The 20135-nt window shown below is 74.0% G+C and carries 22 protein-coding genes; 18 read left to right on the forward strand and 4 right to left on the reverse strand.

Annotated elements, in window-relative coordinates:
• Positions 1–141 precede the first annotated feature (141 nt).
• From ACIRYZ_RS38245 to ACIRYZ_RS38270, 6 genes are read left to right on the forward strand one after another with little or no spacing between them, the layout of a single operon-like run.
• Positions 142–819 carry an O-antigen ligase family protein gene (locus tag ACIRYZ_RS38245; RefSeq protein WP_402953144.1) on the forward strand — a complete coding sequence of 226 codons (678 nt, stop codon included), beginning with the start codon at positions 142–144 and terminating at the stop codon, positions 817–819.
• Entirely contained in the window at positions 816–2576 is a 1761-nt protein-coding gene (locus ACIRYZ_RS38250) for a lipid II flippase MurJ (protein ID WP_402953146.1), read from the forward strand. Before ACIRYZ_RS38245 ends, ACIRYZ_RS38250 begins: the two co-directional genes overlap by 4 nt.
• Positions 2566–3417, forward strand: coding sequence for a polysaccharide deacetylase family protein (locus ACIRYZ_RS38255; RefSeq protein WP_402953147.1), 852 nt, complete (start codon positions 2566–2568; stop codon positions 3415–3417). Before ACIRYZ_RS38250 ends, ACIRYZ_RS38255 begins: the two co-directional genes overlap by 11 nt.
• Positions 3414–4529, forward strand: a complete 1116-nt coding sequence (locus tag ACIRYZ_RS38260) for a glycosyltransferase (RefSeq protein ID WP_402953149.1) — start codon at positions 3414–3416, stop codon at positions 4527–4529. Before ACIRYZ_RS38255 ends, ACIRYZ_RS38260 begins: the two co-directional genes overlap by 4 nt.
• A 46-nt stretch (positions 4530–4575) precedes the next feature.
• Positions 4576–5409 carry a Wzz/FepE/Etk N-terminal domain-containing protein gene (locus ACIRYZ_RS38265; RefSeq protein WP_402953151.1) on the forward strand — a complete coding sequence of 278 codons (834 nt, stop codon included), beginning with the start codon at positions 4576–4578 and terminating at the stop codon, positions 5407–5409.
• A complete protein-coding gene (locus ACIRYZ_RS38270; RefSeq protein WP_402953153.1) occupies positions 5406–6566 on the forward strand; it encodes a GNAT family N-acetyltransferase in 1161 nt (386 codons plus the stop codon). Before ACIRYZ_RS38265 ends, ACIRYZ_RS38270 begins: the two co-directional genes overlap by 4 nt.
• Positions 6567–6586: 20 nt before the next feature.
• On the opposite strand, the gene ACIRYZ_RS38275 is transcribed toward ACIRYZ_RS38270, so the two are convergent.
• Complete coding sequence (locus tag ACIRYZ_RS38275; protein ID WP_402953155.1) at positions 6587–7681, reverse strand: glycoside hydrolase family 26 protein; 1095 nt, start codon at positions 7679–7681, stop codon at positions 6587–6589.
• A gap of 367 nt (positions 7682–8048) precedes the next feature.
• Between ACIRYZ_RS38275 and ACIRYZ_RS38280 the strand changes: the two genes are divergently transcribed.
• From ACIRYZ_RS38280 to ACIRYZ_RS38320, 9 genes are all read left to right on the forward strand, one after another.
• Positions 8049–9083: a hypothetical protein gene (locus tag ACIRYZ_RS38280; RefSeq protein ID WP_402953157.1), complete on the forward strand. Its 1035-nt coding sequence runs from the start codon at positions 8049–8051 to the stop codon at positions 9081–9083.
• Between the two features lie 202 nt (positions 9084–9285).
• Positions 9286–10884: a ribosomal protection-like ABC-F family protein gene (gene abc-f / locus ACIRYZ_RS38285; RefSeq protein ID WP_402953158.1), complete on the forward strand. Its 1599-nt coding sequence runs from the start codon at positions 9286–9288 to the stop codon at positions 10882–10884.
• Between the two features lie 327 nt (positions 10885–11211).
• Positions 11212–11445, forward strand: a complete 234-nt coding sequence (locus tag ACIRYZ_RS38290) for a helix-turn-helix domain-containing protein (RefSeq protein WP_402953160.1) — start codon at positions 11212–11214, stop codon at positions 11443–11445.
• A 232-nt stretch (positions 11446–11677) separates the two neighbouring features.
• The gene (locus tag ACIRYZ_RS38295; protein WP_402953161.1) at positions 11678–12484 is read left to right on the forward strand and encodes an enoyl-CoA hydratase/isomerase family protein; all 807 of its coding nucleotides are present in this window, start codon (positions 11678–11680) and stop codon (positions 12482–12484) included.
• A gap of 183 nt (positions 12485–12667) precedes the next feature.
• A complete protein-coding gene (locus ACIRYZ_RS38300; RefSeq protein ID WP_402953162.1) occupies positions 12668–13216 on the forward strand; it encodes an Asp23/Gls24 family envelope stress response protein in 549 nt (182 codons plus the stop codon).
• Positions 13217–13286: 70 nt separating this feature from the next.
• Positions 13287–13478 (forward strand): hypothetical protein, encoded by a 192-nt coding sequence (locus tag ACIRYZ_RS38305; RefSeq protein ID WP_387618127.1) that lies wholly within the window; start codon positions 13287–13289, stop codon positions 13476–13478.
• Positions 13478–13822, forward strand: coding sequence for a hypothetical protein (locus ACIRYZ_RS38310; RefSeq protein ID WP_402953164.1), 345 nt, complete (start codon positions 13478–13480; stop codon positions 13820–13822). The genes ACIRYZ_RS38305 and ACIRYZ_RS38310 overlap by 1 nt, the downstream gene beginning before the upstream one ends.
• On the forward strand, positions 13819–14508 hold the full coding sequence (locus ACIRYZ_RS38315; RefSeq protein WP_402953166.1) for a DUF6286 domain-containing protein: 690 nt from the start codon (positions 13819–13821) through the stop codon (positions 14506–14508). Before ACIRYZ_RS38310 ends, ACIRYZ_RS38315 begins: the two co-directional genes overlap by 4 nt.
• Positions 14505–15158, forward strand: a complete 654-nt coding sequence (locus ACIRYZ_RS38320) for an alkaline shock response membrane anchor protein AmaP (protein ID WP_402953167.1) — start codon at positions 14505–14507, stop codon at positions 15156–15158. Before ACIRYZ_RS38315 ends, ACIRYZ_RS38320 begins: the two co-directional genes overlap by 4 nt.
• Positions 15159–15181: 23 nt before the next feature.
• On the opposite strand, the gene ACIRYZ_RS38325 is transcribed toward ACIRYZ_RS38320, so the two are convergent.
• Positions 15182–15943, reverse strand: a complete 762-nt coding sequence (locus tag ACIRYZ_RS38325; protein ID WP_402953169.1) for an SDR family oxidoreductase — start codon at positions 15941–15943, stop codon at positions 15182–15184.
• Between the two features lie 220 nt (positions 15944–16163).
• Between ACIRYZ_RS38325 and ACIRYZ_RS38330 the strand changes: the two genes are divergently transcribed.
• The gene (locus ACIRYZ_RS38330) at positions 16164–16571 is read left to right on the forward strand and encodes a MerR family transcriptional regulator (RefSeq protein WP_402953170.1); all 408 of its coding nucleotides are present in this window, start codon (positions 16164–16166) and stop codon (positions 16569–16571) included.
• Between the two features lie 3 nt (positions 16572–16574).
• A complete protein-coding gene (trxA, locus tag ACIRYZ_RS38335) occupies positions 16575–16907 on the forward strand; it encodes a thioredoxin (protein WP_402953172.1) in 333 nt (110 codons plus the stop codon).
• Here trxA and ACIRYZ_RS38340 read toward each other — a convergent pair.
• Both ACIRYZ_RS38340 and ACIRYZ_RS38345 read right to left on the reverse strand, forming a co-directional pair.
• Positions 16904–17707, reverse strand: coding sequence for an SURF1 family protein (locus ACIRYZ_RS38340; protein ID WP_402953173.1), 804 nt, complete (start codon positions 17705–17707; stop codon positions 16904–16906). The genes trxA and ACIRYZ_RS38340 overlap by 4 nt on opposite strands.
• A 31-nt stretch (positions 17708–17738) precedes the next feature.
• Positions 17739–18734, reverse strand: a complete 996-nt coding sequence (locus ACIRYZ_RS38345; RefSeq protein ID WP_402953175.1) for a DEDDh family exonuclease — start codon at positions 18732–18734, stop codon at positions 17739–17741.
• Positions 18735–18879: 145 nt separating this feature from the next.
• On the opposite strand from ACIRYZ_RS38345, the gene ACIRYZ_RS38350 reads away from it, so the two are divergent.
• Positions 18880–19923, forward strand: a complete 1044-nt coding sequence (locus ACIRYZ_RS38350) for a zinc-dependent alcohol dehydrogenase family protein (protein WP_402953176.1) — start codon at positions 18880–18882, stop codon at positions 19921–19923.
• Positions 19924–20135 lie beyond the last annotated feature (212 nt).

Below are 20135 nucleotides of genomic sequence, written 5' to 3' on the forward strand. Positions count from 1 at the left end.
CGGGGCGGGTGGTCGCGCCGGGCCCGCCCGGCCCCCCCCGGGGGGGGGGGGGCGGGGGGCGGGGGGGGGGGCCCCCCCCCCCCGGGGGGGGGGCCCCCCCCCCCCCCAGGCCCCACCGGAAACGTCCGGCTGCGGCGGGCGATGTTCGCCGCCGCCGCCTTCCTCACCTTCCCGCTCGCCGTCTCCTTCAGTCGTGGCAGCTGGATCGCCACCGCCGTCGCCGCCACCGTCCTGCTGCTGCGCGTCGACGCCCGACTGCTGGTGCGCGGTGCCGTCCTCGGCCTCGCCGCCGCGGTCGTCCTGGTCGGTGGCCTCGGCCTCGGCGCCTCCGGCGTCACCGAACGCCTCAGCTCGATCGGCTCCGTCTCCGCCGCCCCCGACCAGTCCGTCTCCGACCGCTACGACCTGTGGGCCACCGCCGGGCGGATCTGGCAGGACCACCCCGTGCACGGCGCCGGACCGAAGGCCTTCCCGAAGCTGCGCGACAGCCACGCCCCGTTGCGGCTGTCCTCCGGCAGCGACGCCGCCGACTCCACCATCGGCTTCCAGCGCGAGCCGCTGCTCTCCCCGCACAACATGTACTTCCTGGTGCTCAGCGAGCAGGGCCTGATCGGCATCACCGCCTACGCCGCGCTCTTCCTCGGCCTGCTGCTCGGCTGCCTGCGGCACCGCCGCGGCCCGGCGCTGGCCGCGCTCGCCCTGCTCACCTGGGTGCTGGTCGACTTCCTGTACGCCGACATCGGCGGCACTACCACCGTGCTGACCTCCGTCGTCCTCGGCCTCGCCGCCCGCGCCGCCGTCCAGGGGGCGGACCAGTGACCACCGACCGGCCGGCCGTGCTCGCCTCTACCCTCCCGGCCCCGCGCAGCGCCCCCTTCCCGCCTTCGCCCCCCGGGCGCGCCCCGGCGCCCCGGCGCGGCTTCCTCGCCAAGGCCTTCGGCATCACCGCCGTGCTCAGCGCGGCCGGCTCCGGCCTCGGACTGCTGCGCGACCTCCTGCTGGCCCGCTACTTCGGCGCCAACCAGGGCACCGATGCCTTCCTGGTCGCCTGGACCGTTCCCGAGACAGCCGCGCCGCTGCTGATCGAGGACGCCATGTCCTTCCTCATGGTGCCCGCCTTCGCCCTCGCCCTGGTGCTGCGCGAGGAGGACCCGGACGCCCCCGACCCGGTCCGCCAGCTGGTCCGCGCCACCCTGCCGTGGCTGCTGCTCGCCCTCAGCGGCCTCGCCCTGGCCGCCGCGCTCGGCGCCCCCCAGCTGGTCGAACTGCTCGCCCCCGGCCTGCGCGATCCGGGCCTGGCCGTCGACTGCACCCGGATCACCGCGATCACCGTGCTGCCGTTCGGACTGGTCGGCTACCTGGCCGCCGCGCTGCGCGCCCACCACTGCTTCACCGCCCCGGCCGGCATCTACGTCGCCTACAACCTCGGCATCCTGGCCCTGCTGCAAGGCTTCCACGGCCACCTCGGCGTCCGCTCCGCCGCCTTCGGCGTGGCGCTCGGCAGCCTGCTGATGGCCGGCCTGCTGACCGGCCCGTTCCTGCGCCGGGGCCAGGCCGCCACCGGCCGCAACCGGCGCTCCCGTCGCAGCCTGGTGCCGATGCCGCTGGCCCTGCTGCCGGTGGCGGCCTTCACCCTGACCCGGCAGGCCCAGGTCTTCGTCGAGCGCTACCTCGGCTCGGCCCTGCCGCCCGGCACCATCTCGCACCTCAACTACGCCGCCAAGGTCTCCCAACTCGCCATGACGGCGGGCATCCTGATCTGCACCGTCACCTTCCCGCTGGTCGCCCGGGCGCTCGCGGCCGGGGACCTCACCGCCGCCCGCGACCGGGTCGAGAAGGACCTCGGCCAGGCCGCGGCGGTGGTCCTGCTCGGCACCGCCTTCCTGATGGCCTGCGCCCCCTCGGTGGTCTCGCTGCTGTTCGAGCGCGGTGCCTTCGGCCCCGGCGACACCGCCGCCACCGCCGACGTCATCCGCGTGTACAGCTTCGGGCTGCCCGCCCAGGCGCTGACCGGCGTGATGATCCGCCCGTACTTCTCGCTGCGCCCGGTGGTCCGCCGGGCCGACGACCCGCGTACCGAGGACGGCGGCCGCCGACTGCTGGACTGGTACCCGGCCGCCGCGATGGTGCTCGGCCTCGGCGTCACCGTGGCGGTCGGCCTGCTCGCCACGAGCCGCTTCGGCGCCCTCGGCCTCGCCGCCGGAAACGCAGCCGGGATCACCACCACCGCGGTGCTGCTGCTGCGCGGCCTGGTGCTGCGCGGCATCCCGCTGCGGCTGCCCCGAGTGCTCGGCGGCCACGCACGGCTGGTCGCCGCCGCCGCCGGGGCCACCGTGCTCGGCACCGCCGTGGCGGACCTGGCCGACGATCCGCTGCTCTCGACCCTCCTCGGGGGCCTCACCGTGGCGCTGGCCTTCGCCGTCCTCGGCACCGGCCTCGGTGCCCGCGAGGTGCGCGGCCCGGTCCTGGCCGCCGCCCGGGCCCTGAACCCCTCGACCGGGCCTCTGAACCGGCAAACCGGGCCTCTGGACCCGCCAACCGTCGCCGATGAAGGGAAGCTTCCCCATGGACAATGAACGGGGAACCGTCCGTTCGGCCCAGGCGGGCGTCACCAACGCCCCGCCCGACCGGGCGCGACTGCCCAGGAGCCGCCGTCCGGTCGGCGAACCGACCGCCCCCGGCTCCTCCTCGCCGTGGATCCTGATGTACCACTCGGTGGCGGTCGAGGAGGCGGACCCCTACCAACTCACCGTCAGCCCCGAGCGGTTCGCCGAGCAGATCGCCTGGCTGCACCGGCACGGGCGGCGCGGGGTCTCGGTCCGCGAGCTGATGCGGGCCCGGGCCCAGGGCCGGGGCGACAGACTGGTCGGCCTGACCTTCGACGACGGCTACGCCGACTTCGCCCGCTACGCCGTACCGATTCTGCAGGCGTACGGCTTCACCGCCACCGCGTACGTGGTCGCCGACCTGCTCGGGCAGGACAACGGCTGGGACACCGAGGGCCCGCGCAAGGAGCTGCTCACCGTCGAGGAGGTCACCGAACTCGCCGCCGCCGGCTGGGAGATCGGCTCGCACGGCCTCGGTCACCAGGCGCTGCCCGGCCTGCCCGCCGACGTCCTCGCGATGCAGACCCGGGAGAGCCGGCACCTGCTGGAGGAGGTGGTCGACGGCCCCGTCACCGGATTCTGCTACCCGTACGGCGCCGTCGACCTGCCCGCCGCCCTGGCCGTGCGCGACGCCGGGTACGACTACGCCTGCGCGATCGCCCACTCCCCGCTCACCGGCCGCTTCGCCCTGCCGCGCTGCTACGTCGGCGACCGCGACGGCGCCTGGCGGCTGCGTGCCAAGAAGGGTCGGCACCAGCTGCGCGACGCCGTCGCCGAGCTGCGGAGTGTTTGCAAGGGGCGTCGGACGTGAAGGTCCTGCACATCGTCACCGGGCTCGCCTCCGGCGGTGCCGAGCGCCAACTTCACCTGCTGCTGAGGCACTTGCCGCCGCACCAGCGGTGTGAGGTGCTCGCCCTGACCAACCCCGGCGCGGTCGCCGACGCGCTGCGCGCCGACGGCGTGACTGTCCACCACCTCGGCATGCGCGGCAACCGGGACCTCGGCGCGCTGCCCCGGCTGGTCCGGCTGGTCCGGGCCGGCCGCTACGACGTGGTGCACACCCACCTCTACCGGGCGCAGCTGTACGGCCGGCTGGCCGCACGGCTGGCCGGGGTGCGCGCGGTGGTCTCCACCGAGCACTCGCTGCACGCCGGGGTGATCGAGGGCCGGCCGGTCACCCGGGGCGTCAAGGGCCTCTACCTGGCGGCCGAGCGGCTCGGCTGCACCACCGTCGCGGTCTCCCGCCAGGTCGCCCAGACCCTGCGCTCCTGGGGCGTCCCGCCGGGCCGGATCGAGCTGATCCCCAACGGCATCGACACCGCCGGCTACCGCCGCCCGCCCGCCGAGCGGACCGCCGCCCGCCGCCGGGTGCGGGCCGAACTCGGCCTGCCGGAGGGCGGCTGGGTGGTCGGCGCGGTCGGCCGGCTGGTCCCCGGCAAGCGCTTCGAGGTGCTGCTGGAGGCGCTGGTCGAGCTCGACCCGGCCACTCGGCTGGTGCTGGTCGGCGAGGGATCCGAGCGCGCCGCGCTGGAGCGGCGGGCCGCCGAGCTCGGTGTCCGGGAGCGGCTGGTGCTCACCGGCGAGCGCGACGACGTGCCCGACCTGCTGGCCGCGATGGACGTGCTGGTCGCCCCCTCCACCGCGGAGACCTTCGGCCTCGGCGTTCTGGAGGGCCTCGCGGCCGGGCTGCCGGTGCGGCACAGCGCCTGCCCGGCGCTGGACGAACTGCCGCCCAGCGCCGCCCCGCAGGCCCGCCGCATCCCCTCCGAACCGGCCGCGTACGCCGCCGCGCTGCGCGACCTGCGGCAGCTGAGCGGCCACACCGCCGACCCGCTGCCGCACCCGCCGGCCGTCGGCCACTACGACATCGCCCGGGTCGCCGCCGACCTGGGCGCCCTCTACGACCGGCTGGCCCGCGTTTGACCGCCCGCCGCCGGTACCGCCGTCCCAAGCCCAAGGAGCCACGCCCATGACCACACCGCGCCGAAGCGCCCGTCACCTGATCCGCCGCTGGTGGCCGGTGGCGCTCGCGGTGCCGCTGGGCGCCGCGGCCGGCGCCGGGTACGCCGTCGTCTCGCACCCCTCGTACTCCGCCACCGCCTACGTCCTCGTGGTGCCGCAGAACCCGGGGGAGGCGGCGACCGCGACCAACTTCGCCCAGGCTTACGGGCGGTTGGCGGGCCAGCCGCAGGTGCTCGCGGTCGCGGCCGCCGAGACCGGCCACACCCGGGGCGAGCTGGAGTCCCTGGTGTCGGGGACGACCTCCCCGGACGCGCCGATGATCGAGATCACCGGCACCGGGAAGCGCGCCCAGGAGGCCGCCCAGACCGCCGACGCGGTGGCCGGTTCGCTGGTCTCCTTCGCCAACACCAGCAGCAAGGACACCAACGTCCGGCTGGTGACGCTGGCCCCGGCCGCCGAGCCGGACAAGCCGGCCTCGCCCTCCGGCAAGCTGGATGTCGCGGTCGGCGCCGCGGCCGGGGTGCTGCTCGGGTCACTGGTGATGATGACCCGCCGCCGCGGCGGGGCCGCCGCCGAGCCCGAGGCCGTCGAGAGCGTCGAGACCGCCGAGAGCGCCGCGGCTCCGCAGGCCGCCGAGCCGGCCGAGGCCCCGGCCACCCCCCGCCCGCGCAGCGGGGAGCAGGACGCCGAGGCCGAGCCCCGGCCCCGGTCGAAGCGCGAGTCGAAGGCCGAGCCGAAGAGCGGCGCCGAAGCCGTGGCCGAGCCCGAGTCGAAGGCCGCGCCCGAGGCCGCCGCCAAGCCCTCGGCCAAGGAGAAGGCCGCCGCCGGGAGCAAGCGATGAGCACCGAGGCCCGCGCCGCCGGCCTGCCGGCCCAGTCGGCGGCGCCGGCCTGGACCACCGAGCTGCGCCGCGAGGACGACGCCCTGGACACCCTCGCCGAGGAGTGGGACGACCTGGCGGCCCGCTGCCGGACCGCCACCTTCTTCCAGGCCGCCGCCTGGCAGCGTTCCTGGTGGCGTCACTACGGCCGCCCCGGCGCGCTGCTGGTGGTGCTGGTCCGTCGGGACGGCCGGCTGGTCGGCGCGGGCGCCTTCATGCGGCGCCCCGGCCCGTTCGGCGGCCTGACCGGCCTGGGCGCCGGGCTGGTCGACTACGGCGACATCCTGCTCGACGACGAGTGCGCCGACCGGGCCGCCGCCGAGTTCGCCGCCGCCCTCCCGCTCACCCGGCCCTGGCACTGGCTGGAGCTGCGCGAGATCCACCCCGAGGCGGCGGTGCATCGGGTGTACGAGCACTGGCGCGGGTCCCGCCGGCGCTACCGGGACTCGCTCTGCCAGTACCTCCCGGCCGTCCCGATGGAGCGGCTGCTCAAGCGGGTGCCCGGCAAGACCGCCCAGCGCAGCCGGGTGAAGATGCGCAAGATCGCCGAGGCCGGGGTGCAGGTGCGCCCCACGCCGGCGGCCGAGGTGCCCGCCGCGCTGGAGGGGCTGCTGCGGCTGCACTTCCTGCAGTGGCAGGACCGCGGTGTCACCCCCGAGCACCGGACCGAGCGCTTCGCCCGGCACCTGACCGAGTCCACCACCGGGCTGGTCGCCACCGGTCGGGCGGCCGTCCACCAGTTCCACCTGGACGACGAACTGGTCGCGGTGAACCTGCTGCTGCTCTGCCCCTCCTTCGGTGGGCTGTACCTGTACGGCGCCCATCCGGCGCTGCGCGAGCGGCTGGACATCGCCGGGCTGCTGTTCAACGCCGCGCTGGACGAGACGGTCGGCGCGGGCATCCCGCTGCTCGGCCTGATGCGCGGCCAGGAGCCGTACAAGCAGCGCTGGCGGCCGGACCAACTCCACAACCAGTGGCTGCTGTTGGGGCCGGCCGGGGCGGCCCCGGCGGCCGCCGCCCGGGCCGGGGCGGTGCACGCCCGGCACTCGGCGGCGCACCTGCTGCGGACCCGCTTCCCCAAGCTGCGGGAGGCCCTGCTGGCCCGCCGCCGCGGCTGAGCGCCCACCCTGACCGCCGCTCACCGCCGCGAGGGCGTCCCGGCCGAGGACGGGCCCGCCGGCGGCACCACCGCCGGCGCCCCCCGCGAACCGGACATCAGCTGCTTGAACGCGGCGGTCGAGCGCGGATTGCTCTTGCACTGAAAGAAGCCGTGCGGGCAGTAGTCGGTGACGGTCTGGTAGGCGGTGTCGTGGGTGCGCATCCACTCGACCATCCGCCGGACGAACTCGGGGTTGTCGCCGTTGCGGAACAGCCCCCACTCCGGGTACGAGACCGGCTTGCCGTGCTTGGCGGCGAACTCCACCTGGTCCTGCAGGCCGTACGGCTCGCGCACGTAGTCGTCGAAGGTGCTCCCGGCCGGCTGGTCGTAGCTGTCCATGCCGATGATGTCGACCACGTCGTCGCCGGGGTAGCACTTGGTCCACGGGATCGCGTCCAGGCCCCGGGTCGGGTTGAAGTCGAAGCGGAACCGCTGCCCGGGCACCGAGCGCATCACCCCGACGATCCGCCGCCAGTAAGCCTTCCACGCGGTGGGGTCGGGCTTGCAGCGGTGGGTGTAGGTGATGCCGTTCATCTCCCAGCCGAGGGTGATGACGGTGTCCGAGCCGCCGAGCGCGACCAGCCGGCGGGCGAGCCGGAGGAAGTGGCTGTCGAAGTCCCCGCGGCTGCCCTGGGCGAGCAGCTTGGCGACCTCGCCGTCCGGCACGTTCGCCTCGTTGGGCACCAGCATCGGCACGCCGAGCACCAGCATCCGGGCCGGGTCGGCCAGTCGCCACTGCGACCACATGCCGAGCACGATCGGCTCGCCCTCGATGTCGGCCCAGCCGTTGCCCGCCAGATAGGTGTGGCCGACCTGAATGTTGGCGTCGCCGAGCCAGCGCGCGTACCTGCCGATCTGCGGGATGTACTCGTCCCAGGAGCCGACGAAGGCGCCGAACGGCGGCTCGTGCCTCGGCCGCTGGACCGGGGGGCGGGGGGCGGCGCCGCGCGGCTCGAAGGCGTCCGAGGAGAGGGCGTGCCGGTCGTCCCGGCCGACCGGCGTCCCGGCCGGGACGCTGGCCGTGGCCATCAGCAGCAGAGCGGCGGCGGCCAGCGTCAGACGGCCGATTCGCATGGTCTCTCCTCCGGGCGTCGCGAGCGGGGCGGACGGTGACGACCGGGGACGGACCGTGGCGTCACGCCCGCCGACAGTAGGGCCGCCGGAGCGAAGAAAAGCCGAATGTCACCCTAAAGTGGGCGGTATTCGAACGCCGTCTGCCGCAACACCCGACCGGAGGCGTCCGTGTATCAGCTCTGTAACGTTCCGACCGGGCCCGCGCGGCCTACCGCCGAGCGCCCGGCCACCCGGCCGAGGGCCCGACGACGCAGGTGGGCGGGTGGGCGTACGGGACGGGCGCGCGCGGCGGGCAGTGCGGCCGACACCATGCGCGAGCGGCGAATCCGGGCTGACTCGCCCGCCCGGTGAAAGGTACGCTCCGGCCGTGTCCTGGAAGCCGCCGCGTGTACTCACCCCCCGGTCGATCCTGCCTGCCCTGGCGGTGATGCTGGTCCTTGCGGCCGGTGCGGCGGCACACGCGAACAAGCCGGTGCCGTTCGGCGACCGGGTGGCGGGGCCGGGCGACGCCGAGGCGACCCCGGTGAACTCGCAGTCGGTCAACTCGGCCGACCTGGACCTCAAGGTGGTCGGCCCCGCACTGGAGGCCTACCACAAGACGACCGGCGACCGGGCCTGGTCGTATCGCCGCGAGGGCGCCGAGGCGCTCTACGTGGCGATGGCCGGGGACAACGCGATCGTGGTCTGGGACGACGGCCTGGTCACCTCGGTGCGCCCGGGCGACCACGAGGTGCGCTGGCACCGCGCAGTGCCGGGCCTCGCGGACTACCTGCGCGCCGACGGCGAGCCCGGCGCCGACAAGCGCACCGAGGCCCAGCGTAAGCAGACCGCCGTGCAGCGGGCGGCCGCCGCGCTGCACACCGTCCAGCGGGGCGGCTCGCCCTGGCTGGCCGTGGTGACGCCGAACCTGACCATGGGCCTGCGCGACGCCGACGGCGACCTGCGCTACAACGACCGGCCCTCCAACGGCTGCCTCTACGACCCGCTGCGCACCGTCCACACGGACTACGCGGTGCTCATCCCGCGCAGCTGCACCAACAGCAGCGGGCTGGCCGTCTCCGGCGGCATCACCGGCTACCGGCTGGACAGCAACGGCTGGGCGATGAGCACCGGCCCGGCGGCGGCGATCAAGGTGCTGGACAGCAGCCGGGTGGAGATCACCGACGGCCCGATCGTCCCGGCCAGGGTGTTCGACACCAAGGCGGCCGCGCCCGAGACGGCCTGCGGCGCCCTCGACGCCCCGTTCGCCGCGGTCCGCCCGCAGGGCGGCTGCGCCGACCCGTCGGCGAGCCCGACCGCGGACGCCCCCGCCGTCGCGGCCACCCCGGCGGCCCCGGCGACCGACCAGCCGACGGCCCCGGCAGCCTCCGCGACCGACCAGCCGGCTGCGGCGCAGCAGTAGCCGAGGCGCTTCGGGTACCCCAGGGAGGTAACCCCCTGGGGCGTTCGGCGCGGCCCGGTAGACTGGCCGCCATGGCTATCTTCTCCGGGCAATAGCGGGCGGCGGCGCCCCTTCGACCGCGCCGACCGCCGATGAAGCCCCCTTCCCGCTGCCCGGGCCCGGACCCGGCCGCCCGCCCACGTCCCAGGAGTAGTTCCCAGCCATGATTTCCGCCAACGCCCTTGAGCTGCGCGCCGGTGCCCGGGTCCTGATCGAGTCCGCGAGCTTCAAGGTCGCCGCCGGTGACCGGATCGGCCTGGTCGGTCGCAACGGCGCCGGGAAGACCACGCTCACCAAGGTGCTGGCCGGCGAGGGCCTGCCGGCCGCCGGTACCGTCACCCGTTCGGGCGAGGTCGGCTACCTCCCGCAGGACCCGCGCACCGGCGACCTGGACGTCCTCGCCAAGGACCGCATCCTCTCCGCCCGCGGCCTCGACACCGTGCTGAAGAAGATGCGCGAGAACGAGGACCGGATGGCCAACGGCAAGGGCGCCACCCGGGACAACGCGATGAAGAAGTACGCCCGGCTGGAGACCGAGTTCCTCACCAAGGGCGGGTACGCCGCCGAGGCCGAGGCCGCCACCATCGCCGCCGCGCTGGGCCTGCCGGACCGCATCCTCGGCCAGCCGCTGCACACCCTCTCCGGTGGTCAGCGCCGCCGCGTCGAGCTGGCCCGGATCCTGTTCTCGGACTCCGACGTGCTGCTGCTCGACGAGCCCACCAACCACCTGGACGCCGACTCGATCGTCTGGCTGCGGGACTTCCTGAAGACCTACAAGGGCGGCTTCATCGTCATCTCGCACGACGTCGACCTGGTCGAGACGGTCGTCAACAAGGTCTTCTACCTGGACGCCAACCGGTCCGCCATCGACGTCTACAACATGGGCTGGAAGCAGTACCAGCAGCAGCGCGAGGACGACGAGAAGCGCCGCAAGCGCGAGCGCGCCAACGCGGAGAAGAAGGCCGCGACGCTGAACGCGCAGGCCGACAAGATGCGCGCCAAGGCGACCAAGACGGTGGCCGCGCAGAACATGGCCCGCCGTGCCGAGAAGCTCCTCTCCGGGCTGGAGCAGGTACGCCAGAGCGACAAGGTCGCCAAGCTGCGCTTCCCGGACCCGGCCCCCTGCGGCAAGACCCCGCTCACCGCGGCCGACCTGTCCAAGTCCTACGGCTCGCTGGAGATCTTCACCGGCGTGGACCTGGCGATCGACCGCGGCTCCCGGGTCGTCGTGCTGGGCCTCAACGGCGCCGGCAAGACCACCCTGCTGCGGATGCTGGCCGGGGTGGAGAAGCCGGACACCGGCGAGGTGATCCCGGGCCACGGCCTGAAGATCGGCTACTACGCGCAGGAGCACGAGACGCTCGACCCGGACCGCACCGTCCTGGAGAACATGCGCTCGTCCGCGCCGGACACCGACCTGGTGCAGATCCGCAAGATCCTCGGCTCGTTCCTGTTCTCCGGCGACGACGTCGACAAGCCGGCCGGGGTGCTCTCCGGTGGTGAGAAGACCCGTCTGGCGCTGGCCGCCCTGGTGGTCTCCTCCGCCAACGTGCTGCTGCTGGACGAGCCCACCAACAACCTCGACCCGGCCAGCCGCGAGGAGATCCTGAGTGCGCTGCGCGAGTTCAGCGGCGCGGTTGTGCTGGTCACCCACGACGAGGGCGCGGTCGACGCGCTCCAGCCGGAGCGGATCATCCTGCTGCCGGACGGGGTGGAGGACCTCTGGAGTCCGGCCTACGCCGATCTCGTCAACCTGGCCTGACCGGAAGTAGACGCCGCATCCGCTTTTCGGACCAGAAAATCTAGTCCTCTCGGCGTGTCCGGGAATGAAGTAGACCCGGATTCCGTTTAAGGACTTCCTGTCGGCCCGCCACTCGATCGTGGTCGGGCCGACACTGCTGATCAGCCCTTTCGCGGCGAACGGCGGCACCCACTCGGGGGCGTGCACTCTGCGTGAGCGCCCTGATGCGCTCGGATCACCACCGCGGGACCACGCATTTGCGACATCGACCTTGTCGAATGGGTGGCCAGGACGCGGTGGATGGGTGATCATGGGAATCTGACCGAGCAACGCTACGAGGAGGCACGGGTGGCCGAGACTCTGAAAAAGGGCAGCCGGGTGACCGGTGCCGCGCGTGAGAAGCTCGCGGCCGATCTCAAGAAGAAGTACGACTCCGGGGCGAGCATTCGCGCTCTCGCGGAGGAGACCGGTCGTTCGTACGGCTTCGTGCACCGGATGCTGAGCGAGTCCGGAGTGATCCTCCGGGGCCGCGGTGGTGCCACGCGGGGCAAGAGCAAGGTGACTGCTGGGGCCGGTTCCTGACGGTCCATCAGCTCATGGCTGGATGACGCGGCGGCACGGCGCCGACCGAGGAGACGACGGCTGACCGCAGCCGGGTGTCCGCCCTCGGGTCGAGTGGGCCGGCCGCCGATCGTCATGTCCGGATCCGGAGTCCTCCCGTCCGTTCCGATCTTTCCGGGCCGGGGCCCTGCCCGTCCGCGCCCAGGTTTGTTACTCTCCGGTAGCCAAGTCCCTCGCCACCGGAGGTCCCCGCATGACCGCCCCCGCCACCGAACCGCAGGCCCCGAGCTGGGAGCGGGACGGCGTCCGCCTGGAGATCGACGGAGAACTCGCCGTCGTCACCCTCTGTCAGCCCAAGCGGCGCAACGCCCAGTCGCCCGCGCTCTGGCGCGCCCTCGCCGCCGCCGGGCGCGAACTGCCCGGCAGTGTCCGGGTGGTACTGCTGCGTGCGGAGGGCGTCTCCTTCTCCGCCGGGCTGGACCGGGCCATGTTCACCGCCGAGGGCATCCCCGGCGAGCCCACCTTCCTCCAGCTCGCGGGCTCCACCGACAAGGAGCTGGACGACACCATCGCCTCGTACCAGGAGGCCTTCACCTGGTGGCGCCGCGCCGACCTGGTCTCCATCGCCGTCGTCCAGGGCCACGCCGTCGGCGCGGGCTTCCAGCTGGCCCTCGGCTGTGACCTGCGGGTGGTCGCCGAGGACGTGCAGTTCGCGATGAAGGAGACCTCGCTCGGCCTCGTCCCCGACCTCGCCGGGACCAAGCCGCTGGTCGAACTCGTCGGCTACGCGCGGGCGCTGGAGATCTGCGCGACCGGCCGCTGGGTCGGAGCGGAGGAGGCCGCCGCGATCGGGCTGGCCAACCTGGCCGTCCCCGGTGCCGAGCTGGACGCCACCGCCCGCGACCTCGCCGCCGCCCTGCTGGCCGCGCCGCGCGGTGCCGTGATCGAGACCAAGGCACTGCTGCAGGGGGCCGCCGGGCGCTCCTTCGAGGAGCAGCGGTCCGCCGAACGGGTGGCGCAGGCGCGGCGGCTGCGGGAGCTGGCCGGGATCGGCGACTGAGCCCGTAGGCCGTTCGTGCGAAGGCCCGCCCCCGGGAAACGCCGGGGGCGGGTCTTCGGCGTTCCCCGGGCGGCTCCCGGACTGCTCCTGGAGGCGCTCCCGGCGGGCGGGGAGCGTGGTGAAATGCCAGAGTTGTGGAGGTCTGCGCTATAGCTGGAGCCGTACGACGGGAGATGCGCCCCCATGCCTGACACTCCGACGCCCGCGACCCTGCACAAGACCCCCGGCAACGCCCCCACCCCCGGCCCGCCCGGTGCCAAGCCGGGCCCTGGTCCTGGCCCCGGCACGGGCGGCGGCGGGGACGGCGGCCGTCTGGTCGGCGAGCGCGGCCGGACGTCGCTGGCCGTCGGGGTGGTCGAGAAGATCGCCGGGATGGCTGCCCGGGAGGTCCCCGGCATCCACGCCCTGGGCTCCGGGCTGGCCCGCACCTTCGGCGCGATGCGGGACCGGGTGCCCGGCGGCAAGTCCAGCATCGGACGCGGGATCAAGGCCGAGGTCGGCGAGAAGCAGACCGCTATCGACATCGCCCTGGTGGTCGAGTACGGCGTGGTGATCCCCGAACTGGCCCGCCAGGTGCGGGAGAACATCATCGTCGCGGTGGAACGGATGACCGGCCTGGAGGTCGTCGAGGTCAACATCGCGGTCAACGATGTCCACCTCCCGGACGAACCGGAGTTCGAGGAGGAAGAGGAGCCGGTGACGACGCCGGGGCAGCGGCCCAAGCTCAAATAGCACCCGGCCGCGGGGTCGGCCGGGGGTGTTCGGCGGAGGACGAGTTCGGCGGAGGACGAGGGAGTAGCGGATGAACCTGGCCATGGTCGGCTTGGTAGTGGGCATGGCCCTCGGCTTCGCCGGGTACTTCGGCGGGTTCGCGGCGTTCCTGCTGGTGGCGGCGCTCGGGCTGGTCGGCTTCGTGGCCGGGCGGTTGCTGGAGGGCGACATCGAGCTGGGCGACCTCGGGGACCTGCTCCGCGGTCGCGACCGGCGGCGTTGATGCGGGCCCCCGGGGCCGCTGCGGCCGTCCCGGCCCGGCGGGGGCGGCTGCGGGTCGCGGACCGCGTCTACGCCCGGATCGCCGACCAGGCCGTGCGGGAGGTGCTCGCGGAGGTCTGGGCCGGGCGCTCGGTGAAGGCCGCGCCGCCCCACGTGTCGGTGGCGGTGCCGGGCAGCACGGTGAGGGTTCGGGTGGCGGTCGAGCTGCCGTTTCCGGCGGACCTCGCGGGGCTGGCCCGGGGACTGCGGGAGCGGGTGGGGGCACAGGTGGCCGGGCTGACCGGGACCAGGGTGTCCGAAGTGGTCGTCGTGGTGGAGAAGTTGGTCACCTGGGGAACGTGGTGAGCGGCGCCGGGACCGGCGAGCCCTCGGAGGCCGTGGCGCCCGGCGAGCCGGCGGAGCCCGGGGAACCTGCGCAGGCCGTGGCCTCCTCGCGTGCCGGGGAGAAGGTGTCCCGGCTGCGGGCGACCCGGGCCGGGGCGGCGGCGCTGGTCGCCGCGGGGGTGCTGGTGATGGCGGGGGCGCTGCTGTACGACGTGATCGCGGTGCGGGCCGGGCAGCCGGCCAAGCGGTGGCGGGCGCGGATCGCGGACGAGCTGGCGACACGTCACCTGGACGACCTGTGGGTGCTGGTGGGGGCCGGGGTCGCGACCCTGCTGGGCGGGTGGCTGCTGTGGCTGGCCGTCGCGCCCGGGCTACGGCGGTGGCTGGTGCTGCGGCCGTACGGGGGAACGAGCGCGGCCATCGACAAGGGCGGGATCGGGCACCTGCTGGCCGACCGGGCTGCGGGGCTGCACGGCATCGACCACCTGCGGATCCGGGTGGGACGACGGAGGATCCGGGTGGCGGTGAGCGGGCCGACCGATCCGGCGGCGGTGCAGCGGCAACTGCGGGAGGAACTGGGGCGGGTGGGGTTGGCGCGGCCGTTGCGGCTGGACGTTCGGACCCTGGGGGGTCGGGTGGCCGGCGGGGCCGCTGACGGGGCGCCGGGCGGGGGCGCCGGTGGGGTGGGGGAGGGGGCGGCGGGGTGACTCGCACGGTCGTCAACCGGGTGCTGTTGGGGGCGGTGGGGGTCGTGCTGCTGGGGGTCGGGGTGCTGGTGCTGGCGGGAGGGCTGGACCTGTACCGACGGTTGGGCGTCGATCCGCCGAACCGGTGGCCGCTCACCTCGCCGGACCAGCCGGTGGTCAGCACGCGTTCGCGGGCGCGGTGGGTCGGGTCCTCCTGGTGGTGGCCGACGGTGATCGGGGGACTGTCGGTGCTGGTGGCGGGGATGGCGTGGTGGCTGGTGGCGCAGCTGCGGCGGACCGGGCTGTCCAGCATCGCGGTGTCGACGCCGGGGGTGGGCGGGCTGCGGCTGCGGGTGAGCGCGCGGGCGCTGGAGGAGGCGGTGGAGAACGGGACGGTGGTGCTGCCGGAGGTCGAGCGGGTGGGGGTGCGGCTGGTGCGGGCGCCGCGGCATCCGCGGCTGCGCGGGGCCGTACGGCTGACGCCGGGTGGGGATCCGGTGGGGCTGGTGGAGCACTTCGAGGACGGGCCCCGGGTGGACGCCCTGGGGAGCCTGGGGCTGGCGGAGCTGCCGGCGGACCTGCGGATCCGGGTGTCGCAGCAGGCCCCCGTCGAGCGTCGGCACTGGTGGGGTCGGCGTCGGCGTCGGCGGGGGCATCCGCGGGTGGTGTAGGCGAGTGGTGTGGGCGGGGTGTTCTAGAGGGAGCGGAGCGCGCCGCCGTCGACGGGGACCATGATGCCGGTCAGGTAGGAGGCGGCGGGGGAGAGCAGGAAGGCCGCGACCTTGCCGAACTCCTCGGGGGTGCCGTAGCGGCCGAGCGGGATGCCGGCGCTGTGCTGGGTACGGGCGGCGGCCGGGTCGGGGGCGAGGGAGTCGAGCTCGCGGACCCGGTCGGTGTCGATCCGGGCGGGGAGCAGGCCGAGCACCCGGATGCCGCGGGGGCCGAGTTCGTCGGCGAGGGCCTTGGCGGCCATGGCCAGGCCGGGGCGCAGGCCGTTGGAGATGCCCAGGCCGGGGATCGGCTGGCGGACCGAGCTGGAGAGGACGAAGCCGATCACGCCGCCGTCGTGGAGGGCGGCGGCGGTGGTGCGGGCGATCCGGAGGGCGCCGAGGAAGACGGATTCGAAGGCGTCGCGCCAGGCGGACTCGGGGGTGGTCTCGACCGGGCCGGCCTGGGGGCCGCCGACGCTGATCAGGACGCCGTCGAGACGGCCGAAGCGGTCCTGGGCCTCGGCGATCAGACGCTCGGCGGTGTCGGGGGCGGCATTGTCGGCGACCAGGCCGTGGGCGGTGCCGAGGGTGTTCAGTTCGGTGACGGCGGCGTCGACGGCCTGCTGGGTGCGGCCGCTGATGAGGACGCGGGCGCCGTCGGCGGCGAGTTCGCGGGCGGCGGCGAGGCCGAGGCCTCGGGTAGCGCCGGTGACGATGTAGGCCTTGTCCTTGAGTCCGAGATCCATGGGGGACATCTTGCCCGGTGGGGGGTGTTTGTGTGGGGTGGCTTCCGGGAGGGTGGGTGGCCGGGGGCGGCTCCGGGGGTGGCCGCTCCGGGGGCTGGATGATTTTCAGACTGCCCATGGGGGTGGATGCTGGGGGCTGGGTGGGTGCGGGTGATGGCTGGCGTTGACGTCAGGGGCAAGGATTACGGTCGTTGCGGCTGTACGGGAGGAGCGGTTCGGCGTGCGGATCGGGGAGTTGGCGGAGCGGGCGGGGACGACCACGCGGGCGTTGCGGTACTACGAGCAGTTGGGGTTGTTGCCGGCTCGGCGAGAGGGCAACGGGTACCGGGCGTACGACGAGGGGGATCTGCGGCTGTTGCGGGAGATCCGGATGCTGCAGGACTTCGGGTTCGGGTTGGAGGAGACCCGGCCGTTCGTGGAGTGTCTGCGGGCGGGGCACCCGGAGGGCGACTCGTGTCCGGCTTCGCTGGAGGTGTACCGGCGGAAGCTGGCCGAGTTGGACGACTGCATCGCGCGGTTGCGGGAGGTCCGGCAGCAGGTGGCCGGGCAGTTCGAGCGGGCGGTGCGGGCGCGGGACGAGCTCGCGGTTTCCGAGCAGCCGCCACTGTGTGAACTGACGAAGGAGTAGGCGATGGTGGAGATCGCGGGTGTACCGGCGGTGACGGACGAGACGTTCGCCGCGGAGGTGCTGGCAGCGGAGGGGCCGGTGCTGGTGGACTTCACGGCGGACTGGTGCCCGCCGTGCCGGATGATGGCGCCGGTGCTGGCGGACGTCGCGCGGGAGGAGGCGCACCGGCTGCGGGTGGTGAGTGTCGACGTGGACAGGAATCCCCGGACGCAGGCGGCGTACGGGGTGCTGTCGATGCCGACGCTGATGGTGTTCCGGGACGGGCAGCCGGTGCGGTCGGTGGTGGGGGCGCGGGCGAAGGCGCGGTTGTTGCGGGAGCTGGAGGACGTGCTCTAGGCCGGGAGGGCGTCGAGGGGGACCTCGGGTTCGGCCGCCTGCTTGGCGCGGTCCTTGGCTTCGCGGCGGATGAGGATCCAGACACCGACCGGGATCATCGCGGTGAACAGCCACCACTGGATGGCGTAGGCCATGTGCGGGCCGATGTCGGAGTGGTTGGGCTCGGGGATCAGCTCGGGCTGGTCGGCCGGGGCCGGGGTGGTGCCGGTGAGTTCGAGGTAGCCACCGAGCAGGGTGGTGCCGGTCTCCTTGGACTGCTGCTCGGTGTTGATCAGGTTGAACTGGCGGGCGGGCAGGCCGGCCCGGTCCCTGACGAAACCGCCGCTGCTGCCGGCGGTTTCGTCGGAGCGCAGGCGGCCGGTGAGGGTGACCTCGCCGGTGGGGGCGGCCGGGACGGGCGGGTACTCGGTGGCGCCGTCGCCGGAGGCGACCCAGCCGCGGTTGACCAGGACGGTGCCCTTGCCGTCGGAGAGCTTCAGCGGGGTCACGACGAAGTAGCCGATGGTCCCGTTGGAGTCGGTCCGCTTGCGGACCACGAACTCGTGCGCCGGGTCGTACTGCCCGGTGGCCGTCACCGCGCGCCAGGTGAGGTCCGTGGGCACCGCGGCGCCGGGGGTCGGCGACAGGGTGTCGAAGGGCTCGGGCGAGGCGGTGAGGGCCTTGCCGATCAGCTCGTTCCGGGCCACCCGCGCCTCGTGGCGGTGCAGCTGCCAGAAGCCCAGCTTGATCGTCGCGGGGATCAGCAGCAGCGCGATCAGCATGGTGATCAGCCACTGCCGGGTCAGCAGAAAACGGTACACATGGGAACCGTACGCCGACCTCACAACGGGCTCACGCACCGGGGTGCGGGGCGACCTCGCGCAGCAGCTGGAGGTAGGCGTCCTCGGTGACCACCGGGGTGCCGACCTCGCGGGCCTTGCGGGCCTTGCCGCTCCAGCTGCTCGGCTCGTTGGTGACCAGCAGGCTGGTGAGCCGGCTCACCGAGGTGGCGATGTGCAGGCCGGCCTCGACGGTGCGGTCCTCCAGCACCTCGCGGTCGGTGGCGGTGTCGCCGGTGAAGGCCACCCGCATGCCCTGGACCAGGGGCTTGCCGTCCTCCCAGCGCCCCGGGTTGGGGTACGGGCAGGGCGGGCGCTTCTTGGCCTGGCGGTACTGGGAGCCGGTCCAGTTGGCGCGACCGGGGGTGGCGGGCTCGTCCTCGCCGAGGTCGGTGACCGCGACGCAGGTCTGCAGCGGCAGTGTGAGGCCGGAGCTGCGGGCCAGGTGCAGGCTGGGGCGGAAGGCCTCGGCGAGCACCCGGGCGTCGTCCAGGGCGTTGTGGGCGTGGCGCTGCTGGACGCCGAAGTGGGCGGCGAGCGAGGAGAGCTTGCCGTTGGGCAGGGGCAGGCGCAGGTCGCGGGAGAGGACCATGGTGCACAGCCGCTGCTCGACCGGGGCGCGGCGGCCGGCCCGGGAGAACTCGCGGGAGATCATGTTCCAGTCGAAGAGCGCGTTGTGGGCGACCAGGACCCGGTTCTCCAGGCGGGTGGCGAACTCGTCGGCGATCTCGGGGAAGGTCGGGGCGCCGGAGAGCAGCTCGGCGGTGAGGCCGTGGATCCACACCGGGCCCGGGTCCCGCTCGGGGTTGACCAGGGTGTACCAGTGGTCGGTGACCTCGCCGTCCGGGTCCAGCTGGTAGACGCCCGCCGAGATGACGCGGTCGGAGCGGCCGAGACCGGTGGTCTCGACGTCGACGACCGCGAAGCCCTCGGCGGGGGCGGCGGAGCGCTGGGCGGGGACCGGGGCGGTCCGCGGCGCGCCGTACGTCTCGGGCTGGATCGGTTGCATGGTCCAACAGGATAAGGGGCGCGGTGGTCGGGGCCGGTCGGAATGTTGTGACCGGGGAGCCGGAATAGAGTGGTCGGCGGGGGTGTCGTACACCTGGTCGAGATCGTTTCCGGCCCGCGGGCCGGGCTTGTGTGAGGAAGAACGCATGCGCGCCACCGTGATCCACGGACCCAACGACATCCGGATCGAAGAGGTACCGGACCCGGTGATCCAGCACCCGACGGACGTCGTGGTCCGGGTGCTGAACGCCTGCATCTGCGGCAGCGACCTGTGGGCCTACCGCGGGGTGGCGGAGCGGGTGCCCGGGCAGCGGATCGGGCACGAGTTCCTGGGCGTGGTCGAGGAGGTCGGCACCGAGGTCCGCGGCTTCGGCAAGGGCGATCTCGTGGTGGCGCCCTTCGTCTGGTCGGACGGGGTCTGTGAGTTCTGTCGGGAGGGGCTGCAGACCTCCTGCCCGCACGGCGGGTTCTGGGGGCAGGTCGGTTCGGACGGCGGCCAGGGCGAGGCGGTGCGGGTGCCGTTCGCGGACGGGACGCTGGTGAAGCTGCCGAAGGAGGCGGTGGGCGACGAGAAGCTGCTGCCGGGGCTGCTGGCGCTGTCCGACGTGATGTCCACCGGGCACCACGCGGCGGTCTCGGCGCGGGTGCGTCCGGGGGCGACGGTCGCGGTGGTCGGTGACGGCGCGGTGGGCCTGTGCGGCGTGCTGGCGGCCCACCGGCTGGGCGCGGGCCGGATCATCGCGCTGGGCCGCCACCCCGCCCGGACCGAGCTGGCCCGCCGCTTCGGGGCGACCGACGTGGTGGCCGAGCGCGGTGACGCCGCCGTCGAGGCGGTGAAGGAGCTGACCGGCGGCCTGGGCGCGCACGCCGTGCTGGAGGCGGTCGGCACCGAGGAGTCGATGCGGACGGCGATCTCGATCGCCCGCGACGGCGGCGCGGTCGGCTATGTGGGTGTGCCGCACGGCGGCAGTGCGGGCGTCGACATCGGCCAGATGTTCGGCCGAAACGTTTCGCTGAACGGTGGCGTCGCGCCGGCCCGTGCGTACATCCCCGAGCTGCTGCCGGACGTGCTCTCCGGGGCCATCGAGCCCGGGCTCGTGTTCGACCGCACGGTCGGCCTGGACGGCGTGCCGGACGGCTACCGGGCGATGGACGACCGCTCGGCGCTGAAGGTCCGGATCGCGTTCTGACGCATTGACGCACTGACGCACTGACGTCCTGATCTCACGACACTGGCCTGTGCCGCCCCCTGACGGGGTGCGGCACAGGCCAGTGTTCGTTGGGGCTCGAGTTACCGGGGTCAGACGTAGTAGCCGAAGACGTCGGCGATGAGGTGGGTGGTGTTCCAGGAGCCGTTGAAGAGGTTGACCTTGCCGTCGGGTCCGAGGGGGACGACGACGAG

Origin of the sequence: Kitasatospora sp. NPDC101155 (assembly GCF_044768305.1) — a bacterium.
Lineage (GTDB): Bacteria > Actinomycetota > Actinomycetes > Streptomycetales > Streptomycetaceae > Kitasatospora.

Bases quoted from the DNA above. Each gene is read 5' to 3' on its own strand.
- ACIRYZ_RS38345 (WP_402953175.1), bottom strand. From the start codon at position 18,734: ATGCAACCGATCCAGCCCGAGACGTACGGCGCGCCGCGGACCGCCCCG.
- ACIRYZ_RS38265 (WP_402953151.1), top strand. From the start codon at position 4,576: ATGACCACACCGCGCCGAAGCGCCCGTCACCTGATCCGCCGCTGGTGG.
- ACIRYZ_RS38310 (WP_402953164.1), top strand. From the start codon at position 13,478: ATGCGGGCCCCCGGGGCCGCTGCGGCCGTCCCGGCCCGGCGGGGGCGG.
- ACIRYZ_RS38295 (WP_402953161.1), top strand. From the start codon at position 11,678: ATGACCGCCCCCGCCACCGAACCGCAGGCCCCGAGCTGGGAGCGGGAC.
- ACIRYZ_RS38300 (WP_402953162.1), top strand. From the start codon at position 12,668: ATGCCTGACACTCCGACGCCCGCGACCCTGCACAAGACCCCCGGCAAC.
- ACIRYZ_RS38325 (WP_402953169.1), bottom strand. From the start codon at position 15,943: ATGGATCTCGGACTCAAGGACAAGGCCTACATCGTCACCGGCGCTACC.
- abc-f (WP_402953158.1), top strand. From the start codon at position 9,286: ATGATTTCCGCCAACGCCCTTGAGCTGCGCGCCGGTGCCCGGGTCCTG.
- ACIRYZ_RS38255 (WP_402953147.1), top strand. From the start codon at position 2,566: ATGGACAATGAACGGGGAACCGTCCGTTCGGCCCAGGCGGGCGTCACC.
- ACIRYZ_RS38305 (WP_387618127.1), top strand. From the start codon at position 13,287: ATGAACCTGGCCATGGTCGGCTTGGTAGTGGGCATGGCCCTCGGCTTC.
- trxA (WP_402953172.1), top strand. From the start codon at position 16,575: ATGGTGGAGATCGCGGGTGTACCGGCGGTGACGGACGAGACGTTCGCC.
- ACIRYZ_RS38350 (WP_402953176.1), top strand. From the start codon at position 18,880: ATGCGCGCCACCGTGATCCACGGACCCAACGACATCCGGATCGAAGAG.
- ACIRYZ_RS38275 (WP_402953155.1), bottom strand. From the start codon at position 7,681: ATGCGAATCGGCCGTCTGACGCTGGCCGCCGCCGCTCTGCTGCTGATG.
- ACIRYZ_RS38270 (WP_402953153.1), top strand. From the start codon at position 5,406: ATGAGCACCGAGGCCCGCGCCGCCGGCCTGCCGGCCCAGTCGGCGGCG.
- ACIRYZ_RS38245 (WP_402953144.1), top strand. From the start codon at position 142: ATGTTCGCCGCCGCCGCCTTCCTCACCTTCCCGCTCGCCGTCTCCTTC.